Origin of the sequence: Gracilibacillus saliphilus (assembly GCF_010994085.1) — a bacterium.
GTDB classification, from domain to species: domain Bacteria; phylum Bacillota; class Bacilli; order Bacillales; family Amphibacillaceae; genus Gracilibacillus; species Gracilibacillus lacisalsi.
On sequence record NZ_WJEB01000001.1, the window covers coordinates 19,666 to 40,873 of the forward strand.

11 protein-coding genes are annotated in these 21,208 nt (G+C 37.3%); all 11 read left to right on the top strand.

The annotated features are described in order from the left end of the window. The first annotated feature begins 133 nt into the window (after window positions 1-133). The gene (locus GHT08_RS00080; protein ID WP_163578854.1) at window positions 134-577 is read left to right on the top strand and encodes a GNAT family N-acetyltransferase; all 444 of its coding nucleotides are present in this window, start codon (window positions 134-136) and stop codon (window positions 575-577) included. 143 nt (window positions 578-720) lie between these two features. After that, window positions 721-1,710, top strand: a complete 990-nt coding sequence (locus GHT08_RS00085; RefSeq protein ID WP_163578855.1) for an aldo/keto reductase — start codon at window positions 721-723, stop codon at window positions 1,708-1,710. 18 nt (window positions 1,711-1,728) lie between these two features. Continuing rightward, window positions 1,729-2,685 (top strand): acetylxylan esterase, encoded by a 957-nt coding sequence (locus GHT08_RS00090; protein ID WP_163578856.1) that lies wholly within the window; start codon window positions 1,729-1,731, stop codon window positions 2,683-2,685. 20 nt (window positions 2,686-2,705) lie between these two features. Next, window positions 2,706-4,049, top strand: a complete 1,344-nt coding sequence (locus GHT08_RS00095) for a GH1 family beta-glucosidase (RefSeq protein WP_163578857.1) — start codon at window positions 2,706-2,708, stop codon at window positions 4,047-4,049. Window positions 4,050-4,631: 582 nt separating this feature from the next. Further along, window positions 4,632-9,548 (top strand): immunoglobulin-like domain-containing protein, encoded by a 4,917-nt coding sequence (locus tag GHT08_RS00100; RefSeq protein WP_163578858.1) that lies wholly within the window; start codon window positions 4,632-4,634, stop codon window positions 9,546-9,548. A gap of 323 nt (window positions 9,549-9,871) precedes the next feature. After that, window positions 9,872-12,991, top strand: a complete 3,120-nt coding sequence (locus GHT08_RS00105; RefSeq protein ID WP_163578859.1) for a family 43 glycosylhydrolase — start codon at window positions 9,872-9,874, stop codon at window positions 12,989-12,991. Between the two features lie 141 nt (window positions 12,992-13,132). Beyond that, complete coding sequence (locus tag GHT08_RS00110) at window positions 13,133-16,975, top strand: glycoside hydrolase (RefSeq protein ID WP_163578860.1); 3,843 nt, start codon at window positions 13,133-13,135, stop codon at window positions 16,973-16,975. 228 nt (window positions 16,976-17,203) lie between these two features. Beyond that, entirely contained in the window at window positions 17,204-17,872 is a 669-nt protein-coding gene (locus tag GHT08_RS00115) for a YesL family protein (RefSeq protein ID WP_163578861.1), read from the top strand. Further along, entirely contained in the window at window positions 17,862-18,803 is a 942-nt protein-coding gene (locus GHT08_RS00120) for a carbohydrate ABC transporter permease (RefSeq protein WP_153834374.1), read from the top strand. Before GHT08_RS00115 ends, GHT08_RS00120 begins: the two co-directional genes overlap by 11 nt. Before the next feature lie 18 nt (window positions 18,804-18,821). Then, complete coding sequence (locus GHT08_RS00125; protein ID WP_018931170.1) at window positions 18,822-19,661, top strand: carbohydrate ABC transporter permease; 840 nt, start codon at window positions 18,822-18,824, stop codon at window positions 19,659-19,661. A gap of 109 nt (window positions 19,662-19,770) precedes the next feature. After that, window positions 19,771-21,174: an ABC transporter substrate-binding protein gene (locus GHT08_RS00130; protein ID WP_163578862.1), complete on the top strand. Its 1,404-nt coding sequence runs from the start codon at window positions 19,771-19,773 to the stop codon at window positions 21,172-21,174. The last annotated feature ends 34 nt before the right edge of the window (window positions 21,175-21,208 follow it).

A 21,208-nucleotide genomic window follows, 5' to 3' on the forward strand; every position in this document is an offset into this window, starting at 1 on the left:
TGGGCTACTTTTTTGCGTTAGTGTATTATTTATTAGATGAGTACAATCAGTATGTTGCAAAAATGGTGGACATCATATACGCTTGAAAACATCAACCCCAAAATTGCAAGAAATTTAGATAGGAGCGTTTAAAATGGCTGAAAAAATTGTACCAATGAATATGAATAAAGTAGAACAGTGCATCGACCTATATATAAATGTTTTTAACGATGAACCATGGAATGAGACGTGGACAGTTGAAGACGCTAAAGAAAGACTGATAGATTTAGTGAAAACACCTAAATTTCTTGGCTTTCTATTATATGAAAAGGATGATTTAATCGGGTTCATTGCTGGAAACAGTAAACAATCAGATAAAGGGTTAACTTTTTATATAGCTGAATTATGTGTTAATAATCAAGTGCAAGGCAAAGGTTATGGATCTAGATTACTTCAATATTTAGAGAATGAATTAAAGGAAAGAAATATTCAAAGTCTTTATCTATTAACAGCCAAGGGCGGAGCTGCAGAAGCCTTTTATATAAAAAATAATTATGTGGAAAATCAGGAAAGAGTCGTTATCAAGAAGAATTTGTGATGGAAATATCATAAAAAAACGTTTGCAATTTTCATACAATTATATAATAATATAACTAATCGACGTTTTGAGTCTTTTAAGTAAACGATAACTTAAATGTGTGGTATAATGAAACCGGTATCCTAAATTAGAGGAGGGCGATTATGCCATACATAGCAAATCAAGAACGCTATCAACCAATGACTTACAACCGTTGTGGTAATAGTGGCTTACTACTTCCAGCTATATCATTGGGCTTGTATCGTAATTTTGGTGAAGACACACCATATCAACAAGCAAAAGACATTATTTTAACTGCTTTTGATAATGGTATTACTCATTTTGATTTAGCAAACAATTATGGTGAGCCAAATGGAAGTGCTGAAACATTATTTGGCCAAATTTTGCGAACAGAGTTAGCAACATATCGTGATGAAATGATTATCGCGACAAAAGCAGGTTATGATATGTGGCCTGGTCCATATGGTGACGGCGGTTCAAGGAAATATATGCTCGCTAGCTTGGATCAGAGTTTACATAGGTTAGGCTTAGATTATGTAGATATTTATTACTCACATCGTTATGATCCTGATACTCCTTTAGAGGAAACGGTCTCGGCGTTAGACACTGCTGTCAAACAAGGTAAAGCCTTATATGCCGGTGTTTCTAATTATCCAGCTGACATTATGGAGGAGGTCATTGCTTTATTCAAGCAATACCGAACGCCTTTTGTCGTGCATCAAGTCCAATATTCGATGTTTTTAAGAGAACCGGAGAAGCGTTTATTTCCTTTATTAGAAAAGGAAGGCCTTGGAGCAATTGTTTATCAACCGTTATTTCAGGGACTTTTAAGTACCAAATATCAAAATGGGATTCCAGAAGATTCCCGGATTGCTCAAAACGTGGACTCGATTTCTAGTGATCAGATTACACACGACAGAATAGCAAAAGTACAACAATTAAAAGAAATAGCAGATAACAGAGGTCAATCCGTTCCACAGTTGGCAATTGCTTGGGTGCTAAAAAGGAAATCGGTTTCTTCAGCGTTAATTGGTGTTCGAAATGTTGAGCAACTCATTGAAAATATGAAAACAATAGAAAATCTATCATTCACCAATGAAGAAGACCAAGCGATTAACAGTATATTAACTTAGCATAAAGGGGGAACACCGATGCACATAGATATGCCACTCGAGGAATTAGAAAACTATCATGGCACCAATCCGAAACCTGAAGATTTTGATGCCTACTGGAAGCGAGCTTTAGAAGAATTGGCGCAGTATTCATTAGCTTATGACTTGGAGGAAGCGGATATTACGCCTGATTTTGCAAACTGCTATCATTTATATTTTTCAGGGGTTGGAGGAGCACGGGTTCACGCTAAATTAGTTAAACCTAAGCATCCAACAGGCCAAGCGATTGCTATCTTTCATGGTTATTCAGTAGATAGTGGTGATTGGCTTGATAAATTAGCTTATGCAGCGCAAGGAATTACTGTCCTAGCATTAGATTGTCGGGGGCAGGGAGGTTTATCAGAGGATACACTCCAAACGAAGGGCCCTACATTAAGAGGTCATATTATTAGAGGATTAGAAGATAGCAATCCTGACCAACTGTATTATCGGCACGTATTTCTTGATACCGTACAGACAGTTAGGATCTTACAATCGATAGAAGGAGTAGATAAAAACCGTATCGGTGTCTATGGACAATCACAGGGTGGGGCACTGGCTACTGCTTGTGCAGCACTGGAGCCGACGGTTAAACATTTATATGCAGTCTATCCTTTTCTATCTGATTATGAACGAGCATGGAATATGGATGTACAAAACAGTGCTTATGAGGAAATCGCCTATTTTTTCCGGTGCTTTGATCCAACACACAAGCGGCATCAAGAGATTTTTGCGAAATTAGGATATATTGATATTCAACATTTAGCAGACCGAATTCAAGCATCTGTACAATGGGTAACAGCTATGAGGGATCACATTTGTCCACCATCTACACAGTTTGCCGCATATAACAAGATTCGTTCTGACAAACAGATGACACTTTTTCATGAGTATGGGCATGAACATTTACCACATCATGCTGATCAAGCTTTTCAACAATTTTTAACTAGATTATAAATATTTGGAGGGGTATAACAATGGCAATTATTCAGTTTCCGAAAGATATGCAATGGGGTACAGCTACAGCATCTTACCAAATTGAAGGAGCGGCTAATGAGGGTGGTCGCGGTGTTTCAATTTGGGATACGTTTTCAAAAACACCTGGCAATGTCGTAAATGGGGATAATGGAGATGTAGCTTGTGACAGTTATCACCGTTATGAAGAAGACGTAGAGTTAATGAAAGACCTAGGCATTGATGTTTACCGATTTTCGGTAGCATGGCCGAGAATTTTTCCTAATGGTACAGGTGAAGTCAACCAAGAAGGGTTAGACTATTATCACCGTTTAGTTGATAAATTATTAGAAAATGGGATTGAGCCGATGTGTACGCTCTATCACTGGGATTTGCCACAAGCATTACAAGATAAAGGTGGCTGGGGTAACCGTGAAACGATTGATGCATTTGTAGATTATGCAGAACTAATGTTTAAAGAGTTTTCTGGAAAAATCAAAAAATGGCTAACATTAAATGAGCCATGGTGTATCTCCTTTTTATCCAACTTCATCGGGGTTCATGCACCAGGTAATCAAGATCTGCAATTAGCAACGCAAATTTCTCACCATTTACTGGTAGCCCACGGAAAAACCGTACAAAAATTCCGTGAGCTTGGAAATGATGGTGAAATTGGTTTTGCGCCAAATACGACATGGCTGGAGCCATATAGTAATCGTCAAGAAGATATTGATGCATGTAATCGTGAAATCGGTTGGTATATTGAATGGTTTATGGATCCAGTATTTAAAGGAACTTATCCAGACTTTATGGTCGATTGGTTTAAGAAAAAAGGTGTCGAATTAGACATAGAGGATGGCGATATGGAAACGATCAATCAACCAGTAGATTTCCTTGGTATTAACTATTACACTGGTCATATTGCCCGCTATAAGGAAAATGAAGGACTGCTCGATTGGGAAATGGTTGAAATGAATTATGATCGCACTGATATCGGCTGGCCAATCTTCCCAGAAGGATTTTATAACGTTTTGATGCGTATTAAGGATAGTTACGGTGATATTCCTATTTATATTACGGAAAATGGTTCTTGTTATAATGATGAACCAGAGAATGGAAGTGTAAAAGATTCTGGTCGTATTAATTATCTCCAGCAACATTTAACAGCACTGAGTCGTGCAATCGCATCAGGTGTTAATGTGAAAGGTTATATTACCTGGTCACTTATGGATAACTTCGAATGGGCGGAAGGCTATACGATGCGTTTCGGTATTGTACACGTCAACTACCGCACATTAGAACGGACGAAGAAAGACAGTTTTTATTGGTATAAACAAACCATCGCAAATAATTGGTTTGAGAATTAAAAGAGTAAGGGCTTCCTTCAATGGAAGTCCTTTTTTATAATATAGGAAAGTATATAATCCGCGGTATCAACGCATTTGTAAGCAGAGTAGCCATTTTGAAATAGCTTGTACAGGAAACCATCGCTGCGGCTGTCCACTTCCCTTTCCACGGGATCAGCGTGATCTGAGGGTCCACTTTTGTAAAGCGATCTTCTTTACGAAAAGACACGTCCCACGGAAAGCGAAGTGGGCAAGCCGTAGCGGTTGTTACGCCTATTATTTATGCCAAAATAACAACTTTGGACAGGACTGGATGGGCTTTCCTAATCTATGTAGCATTTAATATGGGACTTGCAGGGGATGCCGTTTAAACAACATGCATTATCTGATCAACAATGTTAGTAGATATATTTTTAATATGTCAAATTAACAATAAAAATAGTAAAAATATTATCAAAAAGCCAAGAGCTCTTATGAAATAATGTAAGCGTATCCATTATTATGGAAGGAGGTATTATAGCTTTCACAACATGACAATACATAATCAACGATGTACGAGGGGAATGTGATGGGACTAAATACCTTTGAAAGGAATGGTGGCACATGACAGGTAGAAGGAGATCTTTTAAACAACTTATTAGACTTTTAGCTATAACACTGCTTTTACTAGGGTTTGGGACATTAATCGGAATCAATCAGTCGCAAGCAGAAGAAATAACAAAAACGATAACGATCGATGGTAATGATGTAGATGAACACAATCGTTTTAAAGGTTTTGGCACGGTATCAGGCAATAATACTTCACGCTTATTACTCGATTACAAAGAAGAACATCCTGAAAAATACTGGGAGATTATGAATCAACTATTTAATAAAGAGACAGGGGCAGGATTAACTCATGTAAAAGTAGAATTAGGTGGAGATATCAATTCTTCCTCTGGTACAGAACCAGCAACAATGCGTTATGAAGATGAACCTGCCAATGTATTAAGAGGTGCAGGCTTTCAATTTGCTGCTGATGCAAAATCTATTAATCCAGCTATCACAACTGAAATCTTACGTTGGGGCGAACCTCGCTGGTCTTGGAACGGTGCGGCTGATCAAAATTATGAAAATCGCTATCAGTGGTATAAACAAACGATTGATGCTGTTAATGAAGAGTATGGCTTCCAATTAGATTATATCGGCATATCGCAAAACGAGAGAGCACAAAATGGTAATGGGAGAATTGATGTAGAATGGCTCGAGTATTTTACTTCAAGAATAAAGGAAGAACCAAATTATGAAGAAGATTATCAAGATATAAAGCTAGTTGCTGCTGATGGATATCGGGATACCGAGACAATTAGTCGTACGTTATTAGATAACCCAGACTTGATTAATGAAATTGATGTGATCAGTTCCCATTATGGTCTGACCGCTTCTAATGAACTTTCAGAATTACAAGATCAATTAATTGCAGAAGGTAAAGAACCAAAAGAGGTTTGGGTTTCAGAAGGGATCGCACCCATGATTAATGCCAGATATCGTGAGAACATGGAACCACATTACAATGGCCTTGGTGGACGTGGCGGTATTATTGATGTGACATCACGGATCATCTCTGTCTATTCTTGGGAAGGAGCAGGCAATCTGCCATTAAATGCAGTTTCATTTGATTTTCAACCGTCTGTTGCTGCTTTTTACCAAGGTGCACAATACAATCCGAAGCATTTAATTAGTGCATTTGATCCTTGGTCAGGTTTTTATGAAGTAGATGGTGGCCTTCAGGGTGTCAGACATGTCATGAATTTTGTTGGCTATGATGATCCTTCCACAAAAGAAAATGAAAGATGGCAATATTTAAAGAATGCCACGTACAGTGATGGTAATTTCTTTGACGGAGGAGTAGATGTAGATACCAGTACCCATAATTATATGACATTGAAAGATCCGGAAACAGACGATTACACTACTGTATTTGCCAACAACACGAAAGACACACGTAAATATACGATTGAATTAGAAAACTTGGATGGAAAAGAGGATGCGGAAGTATTTGTTTGGGAGACTCGTGGGCCTGAAGAAGGACAAGATTATGATGAAAATTGGTTTCAACATATAGAAACCATTCAACCGGAAGATGGAACGTATGAGATTGAGGTGAAACCTTATTCGATCGTGACCATTTCTACGTTAGATAAAGAAACGGAAATCGATGATTTTGCATATCAATCAGATCCGGTAGATTTATCAGAAGATACGATTATGCCTTTACCATACACAGATGATTTTGAGTATGATAAATATGCTGAAGATGAACAAGGAAGAGACTATATAGAACGACGTGGAGGTACACCAAGGTATACAACTGATCAAATCGGTGCTTTTGAAGTAGTGAAAGAAGCAACAAAACAGGTGGAAAGTGGCAGCTTTGAAAGAACAAAACGCGAAATCCCGGACGCTGAAGAACACGGTAGTATGCTGCAACAAAAAATAACGCCAGATATTATCGGAGCAGATTGGGCTGTTTGGGGTGGAACAGACGGATCTGAAGCAAATGTTAATCCTAACACCAATATCGGAGATTTCCGCTGGGTAAATTATAAAGTATCATATGACTTTTTATTAGATACTCATACTCCAGAAGCAGAAGGCAGAGAGAATTATGCTTTAATTGGTGTTCGCCAAGTAAAGTCTGACTGGTCTGATTCTCAGGCACCTTATAATGCCCGGATCTACAAGGATGGAAAGTACGAGATTTTGAAACTTGGTGATGTGGTTGAAGAAGGAACGATAGAATCGTTTGATAATACTATATGGCACAACTTAGCATTTGAAGCAAAAGGAAATATCTTTACCCTTTATCTTGATGATGAAGAAATAGCCTCTTACACAGATGAGGATTCAACTGTCATGTCTGGTAGAGTGACATTAGGCTCAGGTTATTACGAAACACTTATCGATAATTTGAAAGTTGAGCCAATTAAGGGTTATGCATATGAATCATTGAAATTGGATAGTGCGCAAGGTAAGATTTACAACACAGAGGAAGAGGCATTAGAAAACGATGATCCATGGAACCCAATTGGGTATGTTGGTGACTGGGAATTTATCCAGGCTGGATATGGACACTATAATCGTACACAAATGAGCGCATCAAGTGACTATCCGGTTTGGAATGGTATCACTGTGGAGCATACAGATACTACCAATGAGCAAGGAACATTAAACAAGGTATACTATTCAGGAGATTGGGGCTCCAATAGTGGTAATGCTTGGGGAAATGATGGTGACTCCTTTGAGATTACCTTTAAAGGTAATGCTATCCGATTGTATGGTGAAACCAATCCGTCGAATGGTACGGCAGATATTTATTTAGACGGTGAACTTGTCGGTGAAGCTGATTATTTGAATAATAGTTCGATCGTGAAAAAGGTTTGGGAAGCGACAGATCTGGAAGAAACTGAGCACACACTTAAAGTGGTTGCTAAAGAAGCTTATACAAGTTTTGTTCGAGCAGAAATAGAGACAAATGATCCGATTGACTTTGAAGCAGTAACAACATTAGCTCCCAATGACTTTACTGCAATAGCTGATGATTCAGAAATTGGAAATGAGGAAAATACAGTGTATGCTTACCGTGAGAATGGCAACATCTGGGGAGCTAACAGTACCAATGCTTGGGCTGACTTTAATGATAATCCTTATATCTTTATCAACTTCACAGGTACGGGAATTGATTATCTTGCAGGTGCAGAAAATGAAACCACTTACCATGTGGAATTGGATGGCGAAAGTGTCGGTAATTTTGACGTAGAGGATGACGGTATCAGATACTCAGTCAGAGGATTAGAAGATAAAGCCCATACATTAAAAGTTTCTTTAGGTGACAATGAAGCAAAAGAACAATATATGGATTATCGCGGTGTCAACATTTACAGTACACCTGAAGAAAGTGAAAATATGATACTTTTTGATTTTAAAGGAAATGGCTTTAATCTATTTGGTGCAACATCTGACGCATTAATAGATGTGTATATTGATGATCAGTTAGTGGAGGAGGACTATCGAGTATATCCAAGAGGAGACAGACAAACCTCTTATCACATTCGTGGCCTGAAAAAGCAGAAGCATACAGCTAAAATAGTAGTGAAAGCTGGTAACTATGTGTTGGATGGAATTGATATTATTACAGGTGCTAGTCCAGCAGAAAAAAATAAAGAGAAGGACAAAAGTAAAAAAGATAAGAACAAAAATAAAGATAAGGAGAAAGACAAAAGTAAAAAAGACAAGAACAAAGATAAAGATTTAGTGAAAGAAGCAGTAGAGGCGTTAAAAGTTTATAATATTGATGATGTCCGTGGTAATTTGACATTACCAATCGAAGGAAATCACGAAACAACTATCTCTTGGGTGTCAGAAGATCCATCGGTTATCACGACAACAGGTGAAGTGACGCGCCCTGCACATGGAGAAGGCGACGTAGAAGTAACATTAGCAGCGACTGTAGCACTCAATGGTAAGAAAGCAACCAAAGAATTTGTGGCAAATGTAAAAGAAATGCCGGAACCACTCGATTATCAAGGATATTTGTTTAGTTATTTTACCGGTGAAGGTTCCGAGAATGGTGAACAAATATATTTTGCCTTGAGTGAAGGAAATGACCCTCTTCACTGGCAGCAGCTTAATGATGGAGAACCCGTCATCACATCTAAATTAGGTGAAAAAGGTTTAAGAGATCCGTTTATTATTCGTTCTCCAGAAGGCGATAAATTTTACATGATTGCGACTGATTTAAAAATCAATGGTAATTGGGATTGGAATAGAGCGCAAACAGAAGGCAGCAGGTCAATCATGGTTTGGGAGTCAACAGATCTGGTGAATTGGTCTGAACAACGATTAGTAGAGGTAGCGCCTGAGGAGGCAGGAAATACGTGGGCCCCAGAGATCTTTTATGATGATACGATCGGGAAGTATGTCGTATTCTGGGCATCGAAACTGTATGACGGTGAAGAAGATAGAAACTCAGGAGATAGTTATCAACGTATGATGTATACAACAACAAGAGACTTCCATACATTTAGTGAACCTGAGGTTTACTTGGATTATGGTTACTCGATTATTGACACAACAATGGTTGAGCATGATGATAAGATTTATCGATTCACAAAGGATGAACGAGTAAACAATGAAGAAACATCACCAAATGGTAAATTTATTTTCCAAGAGGTAGGAGATTCTGTACTTGACCCTGATTTTGAAATGATTACTGAAGGAATTGGTAAAGGAACGATTAGCCAAGGGGAAGGACCAGCAATATTTAAGTCCAACACAGAAGAAAAATGGTATTTATTTATTGACGAGTTTGGTGGCCAAGGCTATGTACCTTTTGAAACGACCGATTTAGATTCCGGAGAATGGACAGTAGCCGAAGATTTTGATTTACCTAGTCATCCACGTCATGGTACCGTTTTACCAATTACGCAGGAAGAATATGATGCATTACTTGAAAATGTACCAAGTGAAATAAAAGAGTAGTTCCGATTTATCGGTAGTTGAGGGGTAACTTAGGTCATCATAAAGCTGATCAAAGACTTTACAACTAATGGAACCATAGAATAGAAACTGAGTTTAGATATCAAGTTTAACAGAAAAGCTCCTAAGGATTTTTCCTAGGAGCTTTTCTAAAAGAATAAAAAAATTGCAATAAATGAGAAAAATTTTATATTCCATTTTACTACTTTGCTATCCATAATGATAAATATAATAGCTGTAAAGGAGGGATTTTTTATCAATAATTGTAAGCGTTTGCTTCGGGGATGATCGTTACAGCCAAACTTTCTAAACAATAGGAGGTAAAAATGATAAGAAAAAAATATTTAGTTGTAGTAGTGACCATATTTATGTTGTATAGCTTTAATCAATCAGCGCAAGAGATTAATGCCGAGGAAGGGCTAACAGATAAGGAAATAGTGGAAAGAGCGAAAAATGATCTCGACATACCAAACTCAGATAATATTAGAGGGAACATTACACTGCCAACACGCAGTGATGAAGGCGCGACAATCACTTGGGAATCAAGTGATTCAGAAATTATCAATGTGAATGAAGTAGTAAATGACAATTATGATAATACACCACCAGGTATTGTAACAAGACAGAAAAAAGATACTTCTATTAACTTATTTGCGACTATTCATTACGGAGAAGTGACAGATACGAAAGAATTCCAGGTCACTGTCAAAGCAAAACCAAAGAACAAGAAATTTAAAGCTTATCTCATGACACACTTTACTGGTGAACATGATATAGGAGAACAAATATACTTTGCTAGTAGTGAGGATGGTTTGAACTGGGAAGATTTAAACGATGGTGCCCCTTCGCTTATTTCAGAAGTAGGAGAAAAAGGTGTTAGAGATCCGTATATTATTCGCTCTCCAGAAGGTGATAAATTTTATTTAATTGCTACCGATTTACGAATTGCAAATGGTAAAGGATGGGATGAGGCTCAAACAAATGGTAGTAAATCGCTAATTGTTTGGGAATCGACGGATTTAGTTAATTGGTCAGAGGAGCGTATGGTAGAAGTTGCACCGTCTAATGCTGGTAATGCATGGGCACCTGAAGCGGTTTATGATGAAGAAACAGGAGAATATGTTGTATTTTGGGCTTCTACTACAGAGGATGAGAATGGTAACTTTAGTCCTCCAGACATTTACTATGCAAAAACAAGGGATTTCTATACCTTTACAGAGCCTGAAATATACATTGATCGCCCTGGTGAACAGCATATAATTGATACGACCATTATAAGAGATGAAGATACTTTCTATCGTTATTCCGCAGATGGCCAAATTACGATTGAAAAAAGCAAACAAGTATTAGGAGAATGGTCAGAAGTTGGAAATCTTGAACCTTTGGGTCTAACCAATGATGATGTAGAAGGTCCGTTAATATTTAAATTTAATGACCGTGAAGAGTGGAACTTGATGGTTGATCAATATGCAACCGGTCAAGGATATCTGCCATTGTTAACAAATGACTTATCCAGTGGTGAATTCACAAAATTAGAGTCAGATGAGTATTCTTTAGGTTCAAATCGGAAGCGTCATGGTTCCGTATTACCAATAACAAAGAAAGAATACCAAGCAATTAAAGATAAATGGACTAATGAAGTAGAGAAGCCAAAAGAAAAAGAACAGGAAGCCCCTATTTTGGAGTACACTTTTGAGGAAACAGCAACTGAAAAAGTAATTCAAGATCAGTCTGACAATGATTATCATGGAGAATTACATGGAAATGCAACTTATAAACAAGATGATGCAAAAGAATCTCAAGTATTATATTTAGATGGAACAGAAGATACGTTTGCTGCCTTTCCAACCGGATTTTTTGAAGGAAGAGATACTTTTACGATTTCAATGGATATAAAAGCGGAAACTGTTTCTGGCAATTTCTTTACATTCACCTTAGGTAAAGATAATCAACGATATATGTTTTTTAGAACAAGGGAAAATGAACTACGAAATGCAATCACTGTAGACAGCTGGTCTAATGAACAAGAGGTTAAAGCAAGTACAGCTTCTATTGAGAACACATGGATGACGATTGACTTAGTGATAACACCGACAAGTATGAAAATGTATAAAGATGGAATTTTGTTAGGCGAAAATAATGAAGTATCTATATCGATTTCAGATTTAGGTACTGATCTTTTAGCGTATTTAGGAAAATCATTTTATTCTGGAGACCAGTATTTCAAAGGGGCTTTTGACAATGTGCAAGTATATAACCGTGCATTATCGGAGGAAGAAATTCAAGATAAGTCCCTGTTATCCACGGGTATAGCATCATTTGAATTACCAGGTCAGTTCGGTTTAACCAAGATTGATTCTGTTAATCAATCGATAAAAGTGTCATTTAAAGACAAAGATGTTGATTTGACAAACTTAATTCCTAGTATATCCCTACACACAGATGCAGACATAACTCCGTCTGCTAATGAACCTCAAGACTTTACAAACACCGTCACGTATACGGTTACCGATAAAGATGGAAATACAAGTGAGTGGACGGTAGATGTAGAAGTATATCCATCTGCAACATTACCGGGGCTTTATGCAGATCCGCAAATTTTTGTTCACGATGATACTTTCTATTTATATCCTACGACAGATGGTTTTGAAGGTTGGTCAGGAACACAATTTAAAGCCTTCTCATCCAAAGATTTAATTAATTGGGAAGATCATGGTGTCATCATTGATCTTGCAACCGACGATGTAGAGTGGGCAACTGGTAATGCATGGGCACCAGGCTTTGCGGAAAGGGACGGAACTTTCTATCATTATTTCTCAGCAAATCAACAAATTGGTGTCGCGAAATCCTCATCTCCAACAGAAGGATTTGAAGATGCATTAGGTGAGCCACTTGTTGCTAGAGATGAATATTCCGGCCAAGCTATCGATCCATATATTTTTACAGATGATGATGGACAGTCTTACTTCTATTGGGGAAATGGATCACTATGGGGAGCAAAATTAAATGACGATATGGTTTCATTTGCTGAAGAACCGCAAGAAATGACACCTTCAAACTTTAGAGAAGGGGTTGTTGTATTCAAACGAAATGGAACATACTACCTCATGTGGTCTGAAAATGATACAAGAGAAGAAGATTACCAGGTGGCATATGCGACAGGTGATTCACCAATGGGACCATGGACAAAGCAAGATGTTATTCTTAGTAAGGATTTATCTCAAGGAATTAAAGCAACAGGACATCATTCGATCTTGAACGTACCAAATACGGATGAATATTATATCGTGTATCACCGCTTTGCCATTCCAAACGGAAATGGATATAACCGTGAAGTAATGATAGATAAAATGGAATTCGATGATGATGGTGCAATTAAAGAAGTTCAACCAACTTTAGAAGGGATTACAGAACCAGTCTATTTAGATACAGACCTTTCTGGTTAATGTGAAGGACATTAGCTATAAAAAGTAAGAAAAGCTAGCTGAACAACAAAGGGACATTTTAGTTTAGCTAGCTTTTCTAATACAATAAGCTACGCTCTAAACCTTGATGTTTGAAATGCCTATTAGAGAGGATGAAATATTTTGAAGCAGTCGATAAGTAAGCTAGCCTTAATAGGGAGTATTATTTTACTTTTGGTAACTACACTTAGTCCTGTTTCTACACATGCACAAAATTCAGCTAAAAATACAGAAGATAACAGCGATACTATCATAAAGTTAGATCCAAGTTATCAACATTCTTCCTTTGATGGTTGGGGAACAGCATTAGTTTGGTTTGCGAATGTCACAGGTGGATGGCCAGATGAGATTAAGAATGAGTTAGCTGATGAGCTTTTTGGAGAAAGTGGCTTGAATTTAAATATTGCTAGATATAATATCGGAGGCGAAGATTCGCCAGAGACCGAACCATACATGCGTCTTGGTGGTGCAGTTCCGGGCTATTGGAATCGTCCAGATGAATTTCGTCCACCGGATGATGCTGATGAAGATTGGAAAGAGCAAGAGGACTGGTGGGATCCAGATAATCCTAACCATTGGGATTGGGACAAGGATAAAAATCAACAATGGTGGTTAGAAGCTGCTAAACTAAGAGGAGCTAATTTATTTGAAGCATTTTCGAATTCACCACCATATTTTATGACAAACAGTGGCTATACTTCCGGTAATTGGAATTCAACTGAAGATAATTTACAAGAGGATCAATATGAGAACTTCGCCACATACCTTACGAGAGTTGTAGAATATTTTGCAGAAGAAAAAGGGATCTCATTTCAAACTTTGTCTCCTGTAAATGAACCTAATACAAATTATTGGGGAGCACAAGGTAGACAGGAAGGTTCACATTGGGATCCTGCATCACAAGCTAGAATTATAGATGAGGTAAGTGCGGAATTAGAAGCGCTAAATCTAGACACCGTAGTCTCAGCAATGGATGAAACAAACCCAACTAAATTTAGGGAGAATTGGTATCAATACGAACAAGACACTATAAATAACATTGGCCAAATGAATGTACATACGTACGGGCCGAGTGAACGAACGCCTATTAGAGATATTGCTAAGGGAGAAAACAAACGATTATGGATGTCAGAAGTAGACTTAGGTCCAAGTGGCATTCCTCAGGATTTTGACAATATTGAACCAGGCTTAGCTCTATCAGAACGAATCACATCAGATATTATGAGTCTAGAACCGAAGGCCTGGGTACTTTGGCAAGCAATTGAAGATCAAGTTAATATGAATGCAGATAATGAGAATATGAACTGGGGACTAATTCATGTTGACTTTGATCCAGAAAACTTTGAGGAATTAAATTGGCACAAGAACAAAAAATATTATACCATGGCAAACTATACGAAATTCATTCGTCCAGGATTCCATATGATTAACTCTGATAATGAAAATACACTAGCTGCCATTAATAAAGCAGCTAACGAGGTCATTGTTGTTTATACGAATACGTCAGAATCAGATAAATCAGTTGATATTGATTTATCTGGATTTGGAGCAGTAGATCAATCTGCTACCGCATCAACGCATGTTACTTCAGCAGAGCATAATCTTGCTGAAGGTGAAGACGTAGACATAGAAGAAGAGAGTCTGACAACTACTGTGGAACCGAAATCAGTTACAACATTTGTGATCTCAGGTGTGGCTGGAGTAGATGAAGAGGATACCTTCTTTCAAGAGAATAAGACATATAAAATAGAAAATCTAAATAGTGAAAAAGTACTTGATTTAAATGATCAATCCATTGTTCAATATACAGCAGAACGTGAAAATAGAAGTCAGGAATGGAAACTTAAGAAAGTGACCGATGGCTATACAAATAAAGAAGAATATCAAATAATTAACGCAGAAACAAATGAAGTACTGACACATCAGGATGGTAATGTGATCTTGTCACCTTATCAAAATATTGACGCGCAAAAATGGATTATATCTACTTCTGGTAAAGGTAACTATACATTGATCAATAAAGAAAGTGGTACCTTATTAGAGGTCGGTGGTCAGTCGACTGAAGACGGTGCTACGGTCGGAGTTTGGCAGGCTAATGCAGGAGCAAATCAACAATGGACAATAGTAGAGGCTGGTATAACAGCTATTGATAATGTTACAACTTGGACTACCATCGGAAATGCGCCTTCATTACCTGATACAGTTACTGCTGAATATGGTGATGGTGTAACACGAGAAGTAGAGGTTATTTGGGAAGACATTTCTCCTGGACAATACGATACAGAAGGAGAATTTACAGTAGAGGGAACGGTGGAGCAAACATCATTAAAAGCAGAGGCAGTTGTATATGTAGGTGAGATTGTTCAATTAACAGATACAAAGCTAAAGACGGTAAAAGGTTTAGCGCCTCAACTACCAAATACAGTAACAGCTGAGTTATCGAATGGAAGAGAAATCAAAGTACCTGTCAATTGGGATGAAGTAGAAACTTCCGATTATGCAACGTATGGTCAGTTTAAGGTTAAAGGCCAAGTAGAAGGGACGAATGAACAAGTTGTTGCACTTGTGCAAGTAGTAGAAAGTGTGCTTGAAAATCTTGCGCTAAACAATACAAATGCTGAATTTCCAAAAGCAACAGCTTCCTTTACTGGTCAGTGGGATGATGTTAATCGAGTAAATGACGGGGATTATTCCAGTAATCGCTGGACCAACTGGGATCCGAATGAATGGCGGGAGACAGATTGGGTTGAAATTGATTTTGGCCTAGAACGGGATATTTCCGAAGTTAAATTTACATTTTATGATGATGAAGGGGGAACAAGACCTCCAGAATCTTTATACTTAGAGTATTGGAATGGAACGGACTGGGTTAAAATAGATAATTCAGATGTAGAAGTAGATGCCGAAGATGAAATAAACATTACTTTTGACGTAATTACAACTGATAAAGTTAGAACGCAATTAACTGCTATACCAGATACATGTATCGCTATTGTGGAAATGGAAGTATATGGATTCGGGGAAACGCCGGTAACTGGTGAAGATGCGACACTAAAAAATATTTGGATTGATAATAAAGCATTAAAAAATTTCAATGCTGATGATTTCCATTATGAAGTGGAATTGAAAAAAGGATCAGATATTCCGGCTGTTGAAGTGGAAACAAACGATTTATTTGCAACCTACGAAATCGAACTTCCAGAGTCATTGCCAGGGAAAGCAAAAATTACAGTAACAGCGGAAAACGAGGAGCAAAGTAACACTTATACTCTCGATTTTATCGAGAACCCAAAAGAGGAAGAAGAACCTGAAAATGGAGAAGGATCAGATGATGAAAGACCAAATGAGAATGAGCAAGAACCGACATCTCCTGGGAAAAGTGAAAATGAACTTCCGGTCAGTACTCTTAACGACTTACAATTCCTTGAGGTGGAAGCGAATCAAATCTATCATATTAAAGGCACAAGAAGTACGATTAAAATGCCTGCCGACTTACCATCTGGTACAAGGCTTGCTGTATCAGAGAAATTAATAGAAGATACGGATCATCAGGGGTTAACACTTGCGGGAGACAGTTTTACGTTTATATTTGATTTTCCAGAAGGATCCGAGCATCCTTCAGATCCTTATACTCTTTCATTAGGTTATGAAGAAGGGGTTCAAGGTAAAAAAGACATATATTATTACCAGGAAGAAAATGATCAATGGATTGCCCAAACGGCAAAACAGGGTAAAAATCAAACATTAACCATTGAGGTTACTCATTTCTCCAGCTATGCTGTATTAGCAAATGTTTCTGATGAAACAGAGTCAAAAACTCCTGGGAAAGAAAAGAAAGAGCAACAAAAGGAAGAAAATGATTTACCGAATACCGCAACGAATCAATTCAACATTCTATTGGTAGGTATTTTACTATTAGTTTTTGGAATCAGTATATGGATAATGCGAAGAAAACCAATATCATAAAGAAAATAGAGGCTAGCTAACGACATGTTAGCTAGCCTCTATTTTATAAGAAAGCATATAACCATTGGTATCACAACTTTTATTACGGTGCTATTCGTCTTAGATACTAAGTAAACAGCAATATAGGTTCATCATGAAAGTCAAATATCTATCGATAAAAGTAAAAATAGTGCTATTTTTACCAAAATGAAAGCGTTTATAATTTGAGTAAGGAAAGGAGGAAGCCATATGCAGTTTGATACATCAAGTGGTTTATTCAAAATTTGTGAATGGCTCTATCGTCTTGCATTACTCAATGTAATAGCAATTGGGTTTAGTTTACTAGGTGGTATTGTATTCGGATTGTTCCCGGCAATCACCGCTATGTTCGCATTAAATAATAAATGGATTCAAGCCGAAGAGTTTCCTGTCATCAAAGAATTCTGGAAGGCATATAAGAAGCACTTTGTGAAAAGTAATTTACTTGGAGGGCTTATAGTAGTCACTGCAATAGCCTTATACATTGATTTTGCGCTAGTTCAGAACTTTAGTGGAATGCTATATTATTTAATTCTTAGTAGCAGTTCAACGGTATTAATTTTAAGTGTTATTGTTTTGTTATATGTGTTTAGTTTCATGATTACATTTCCGGAATTAGGCTTGATCAAACAAATGAGAAGAGCTATACAGCTGAGTACATTATTTCCAATACAAACGATCTGGATGGGGCTGTCATTAGTTAGCTTTCTTTTTATCTGTTGGGTGATTCCAGGGTTTTCTTTCTTATATTTAGGAAGTGGTTTAACCTTTATTGCCATGTATTTTAGCAATTACGCTCTGAAAAGGTTGGACAAGTACAACATGTCAACATCCCAAAAGACAATTTTAGAAGAAAGAGGTGTTCTTCATGGCGAGTAACTCCGTCTCAACAACAGAGGAATTACATCAATCGAAAAAAACAAGAAAATCAAAAATCGAAAAAAGTGAAAATCTCGTTGGTTTATTATTTGTTTCACCAATGTTACTAGGAATATCTGTTATTGTATTATTCCCAATTGTTGCCACATTCATCTTGGCTTTCGCAGATTGGAAGTTTGTCACCGGGATTGATCAGTTACAATGGATTGGATTTGATAACTTTGTAGCTTTAGCAAGTGATGAGAAATTCATCAAATCTGTGATCAATAATGCGATCTTTATATTTACTGTGCCAATCACAATGCTATGTGCGCTTTTTTTAGCCATTATTATTGATAAAAATGTCTATTTAAAAAGTTATTTTAAAGTAGCCTTTTTTATGCCGTACATTTCAAGTGTTGTCGCAATCGCTGTTGTATGGCAAGTACTTTTTCATCCATCTCAGGGGCCGATTAATCAAGTATTAATGACACTGGGAATTGAAAATCCGCCAACATGGATTTCTGACCCCAATTTTGCCCTTATTTCGTTAATGATTATTCATATTTGGATCTCGATCGGCTTTAGCCTAATTGTCTATATTGCAGGATTACAGTCGATACCGAAAGAATTGTATGAAGCCGCTGATATTGATGGTGCCAATAGCTGGTACAAATTTAGAAATATAACCTTCCCATTAATATCGCCAACATCATTCTTTTTGTTAATTACAGGTATTATTGCTTCTTTTAAAGTGTTTGATCTTATAGCTGTACTAACAGAGGGTGGACCACTAAATTCAACAACAATGCTTGTATGGCATTTATACGAAAGAGCGTTCCTTGATCTAGATGTTGGTTATGCTTCAGCGATAGCTGTTGTATTGTTCTTATTCGTATTTTCGATCACGATTATCCAATGGATCGGACAGAAAAAATGGGTGAATTACTAAGAGAAAGGATGTGTTTGGATGCAAAAACAAAGAAAATGGGATGCCAAGAAAATTATCAGTACAATTATCTTATTCTTTTGTAGTATAGCTTTCTTATTACCGTTTATCTGGATGTTATCAACATCATTAAAAATTGAAGCAGATGTTTTTAAATATCCGATAGAATGGATTCCGTCAAGATGGAACGCCGCAAGCAACTATCAGGAAGTCTGGTTTGGTGATCATCCCTTTTATTTATATTACTGGAATTCGATTAAAGTAGCTGTCTGTACCACTTTAATATCGGTAGTTGTATCATCTTTAGCTGCTTATGGTTTTTCGAAAGTAAGATTTCCTGCAGGTGCATGGTTATTTATTATTGTACTGGCAACATATATGGTGCCACCACAAGCAAGTTTAGTACCTCAGTTTATTTTGTATCGTTATTTAGGGTTGTTTGACACACATATTGGTTTAATATTACTAGGTAGCTTCAGTGTGTTAGGGACCTTTATGCTCCGGCAGTTTTTCATCGGTATTCATAATGACTTTATCGATGCAGCCAAAATTGATGGTGCAGGACATTGGCGAATATTTTGGCGAATTGCTTTACCAATTGTACGACCAGCAGTCGCCACATATGCGATACTCCGTTTTATCTGGACATGGAATGATTATCAAAATCCGTTAATTTTCCTACGTACCGATGCATTGTATACGATTCAATTAGCGATGCAAAAATTTACAACTATAAATGGCAGTTTTTATACTTTAATTATGGCAGCAGCTGTATCAGCTATTTTACCACTATTAATTGTCTTTATCTTAGGTCAAAAACATGTTATTGATGGTATTGCCTTGGGTGGAGTAAAAGGGTAAAGTAAAAAAAGTGTTGTTAAAGGTAAAAAAAGTGATATGTTTGCTAAAGAGTAATTTGTTAGCATCAGTAGTGTAAGGGTTTTCAATAATATCATAGGGGGTTTGAAAAATGAAAAATAAGTTACTGCTCTTATTATTAAGTATGACATTATTTCTCGGCATCTTGGCAGCTTGTAGCAGTAGTGAGGACGAACCAGCTACAAGCTCTGATTCAGAAGAAGATAACACCGAACAACAAGAAAGTGACAATGATGGGGAAGAAGCGAGCTCAGATGAACCAGTGAAGATTATGTTTCACACACATGGAAATGAAGCATCTTATAACTGGTCGGAAACCATTCCAGCATTTGAAGAAGAACATCCAAATATTGAAGTAGAGCTCGTCATTTTAAGTGAAAAAGGGGACACAAATGAAGCATTGCAGAAATTAGACCTTGCAGCATCATCTGGTGAACAATTAGATGTGTTGATGTTTAGTGATCCTGCTTCGTATGCGCAACGCGTTGACTTAGGTATGGTTGCTCCGATTGATGAATTTATTGAAGAAGAAGGATATGAGGTAACAGAGGAGTATAAAGTAAATACACAATTGGGAGATCAGTATTATGCTCTTCCAGGTAAATTTAATCCTTGGTATGTACTGGTTAACCAAGACCATTTAGATGAAGCAGGCTTAGAAATGCCTACAGATTGGACTTGGGATGAATATGCTGACTATGCCAATCAATTAACAACAGATGAGCATTATGGAACGTTCTTTCATGGACCACAAAATGGTGGATGGATGGAATATTTAAAATTAGCTTTAGCGAGTAAACCAGAGGAAACAGAATTACTAAAAGCGGATGGGAGCTCTAACTTTGAGGATCCAATGTTTAAAAAGACATTAGAGCTTCGCTGGCAAATGGAGAAAGAAGATCAGTCTGCTACACCATATACAGATATTATGTCCCAACAATTACACTATCGCGATACCTTCTTTAATCAAGAAGCAAGTCTCGTTATGATCGGAAGCTGGATGAATACAGAACTAGGTGGTACAGATCAATTCCCGCTAGACTTCAATGTAGGGATAGCTCCATATCCGAAAAATAATCCAGATGATGAAGGTGGCTATACACCGGTTACAACAGACTATATGGCAGTCGCTTCTAATTCTGAACACAAGGAAGCAGCTTACGAGTTTATTCGTTGGTATACAACGGAAGGCCAAATCGTTCAAGGTAAAAATATTCCTTCTTGGAATGGTGTAGGTGATGATGAATTAGAGAATATCGTCGATATTATTTTAGACGATACCAATAATCCGGAAAAAGTAGATAAAGAGGCACTAATTTCCGTATTACAAAACTCAAAAGCATCTAAACTAATTCCGCCAGCTCCATATCAGGCTGAAATCTATCAGATGGCTAATGATGAATATGAGAAACTCATTTATGAGGAACAAAATGTCGATGAAACGATTGATGCCATGCATGAGCAAGCTCAGGAAATCATCAAAAACAATCAATAACCTTGAAATGACTTAGTTGAAGCGTTTACAATTG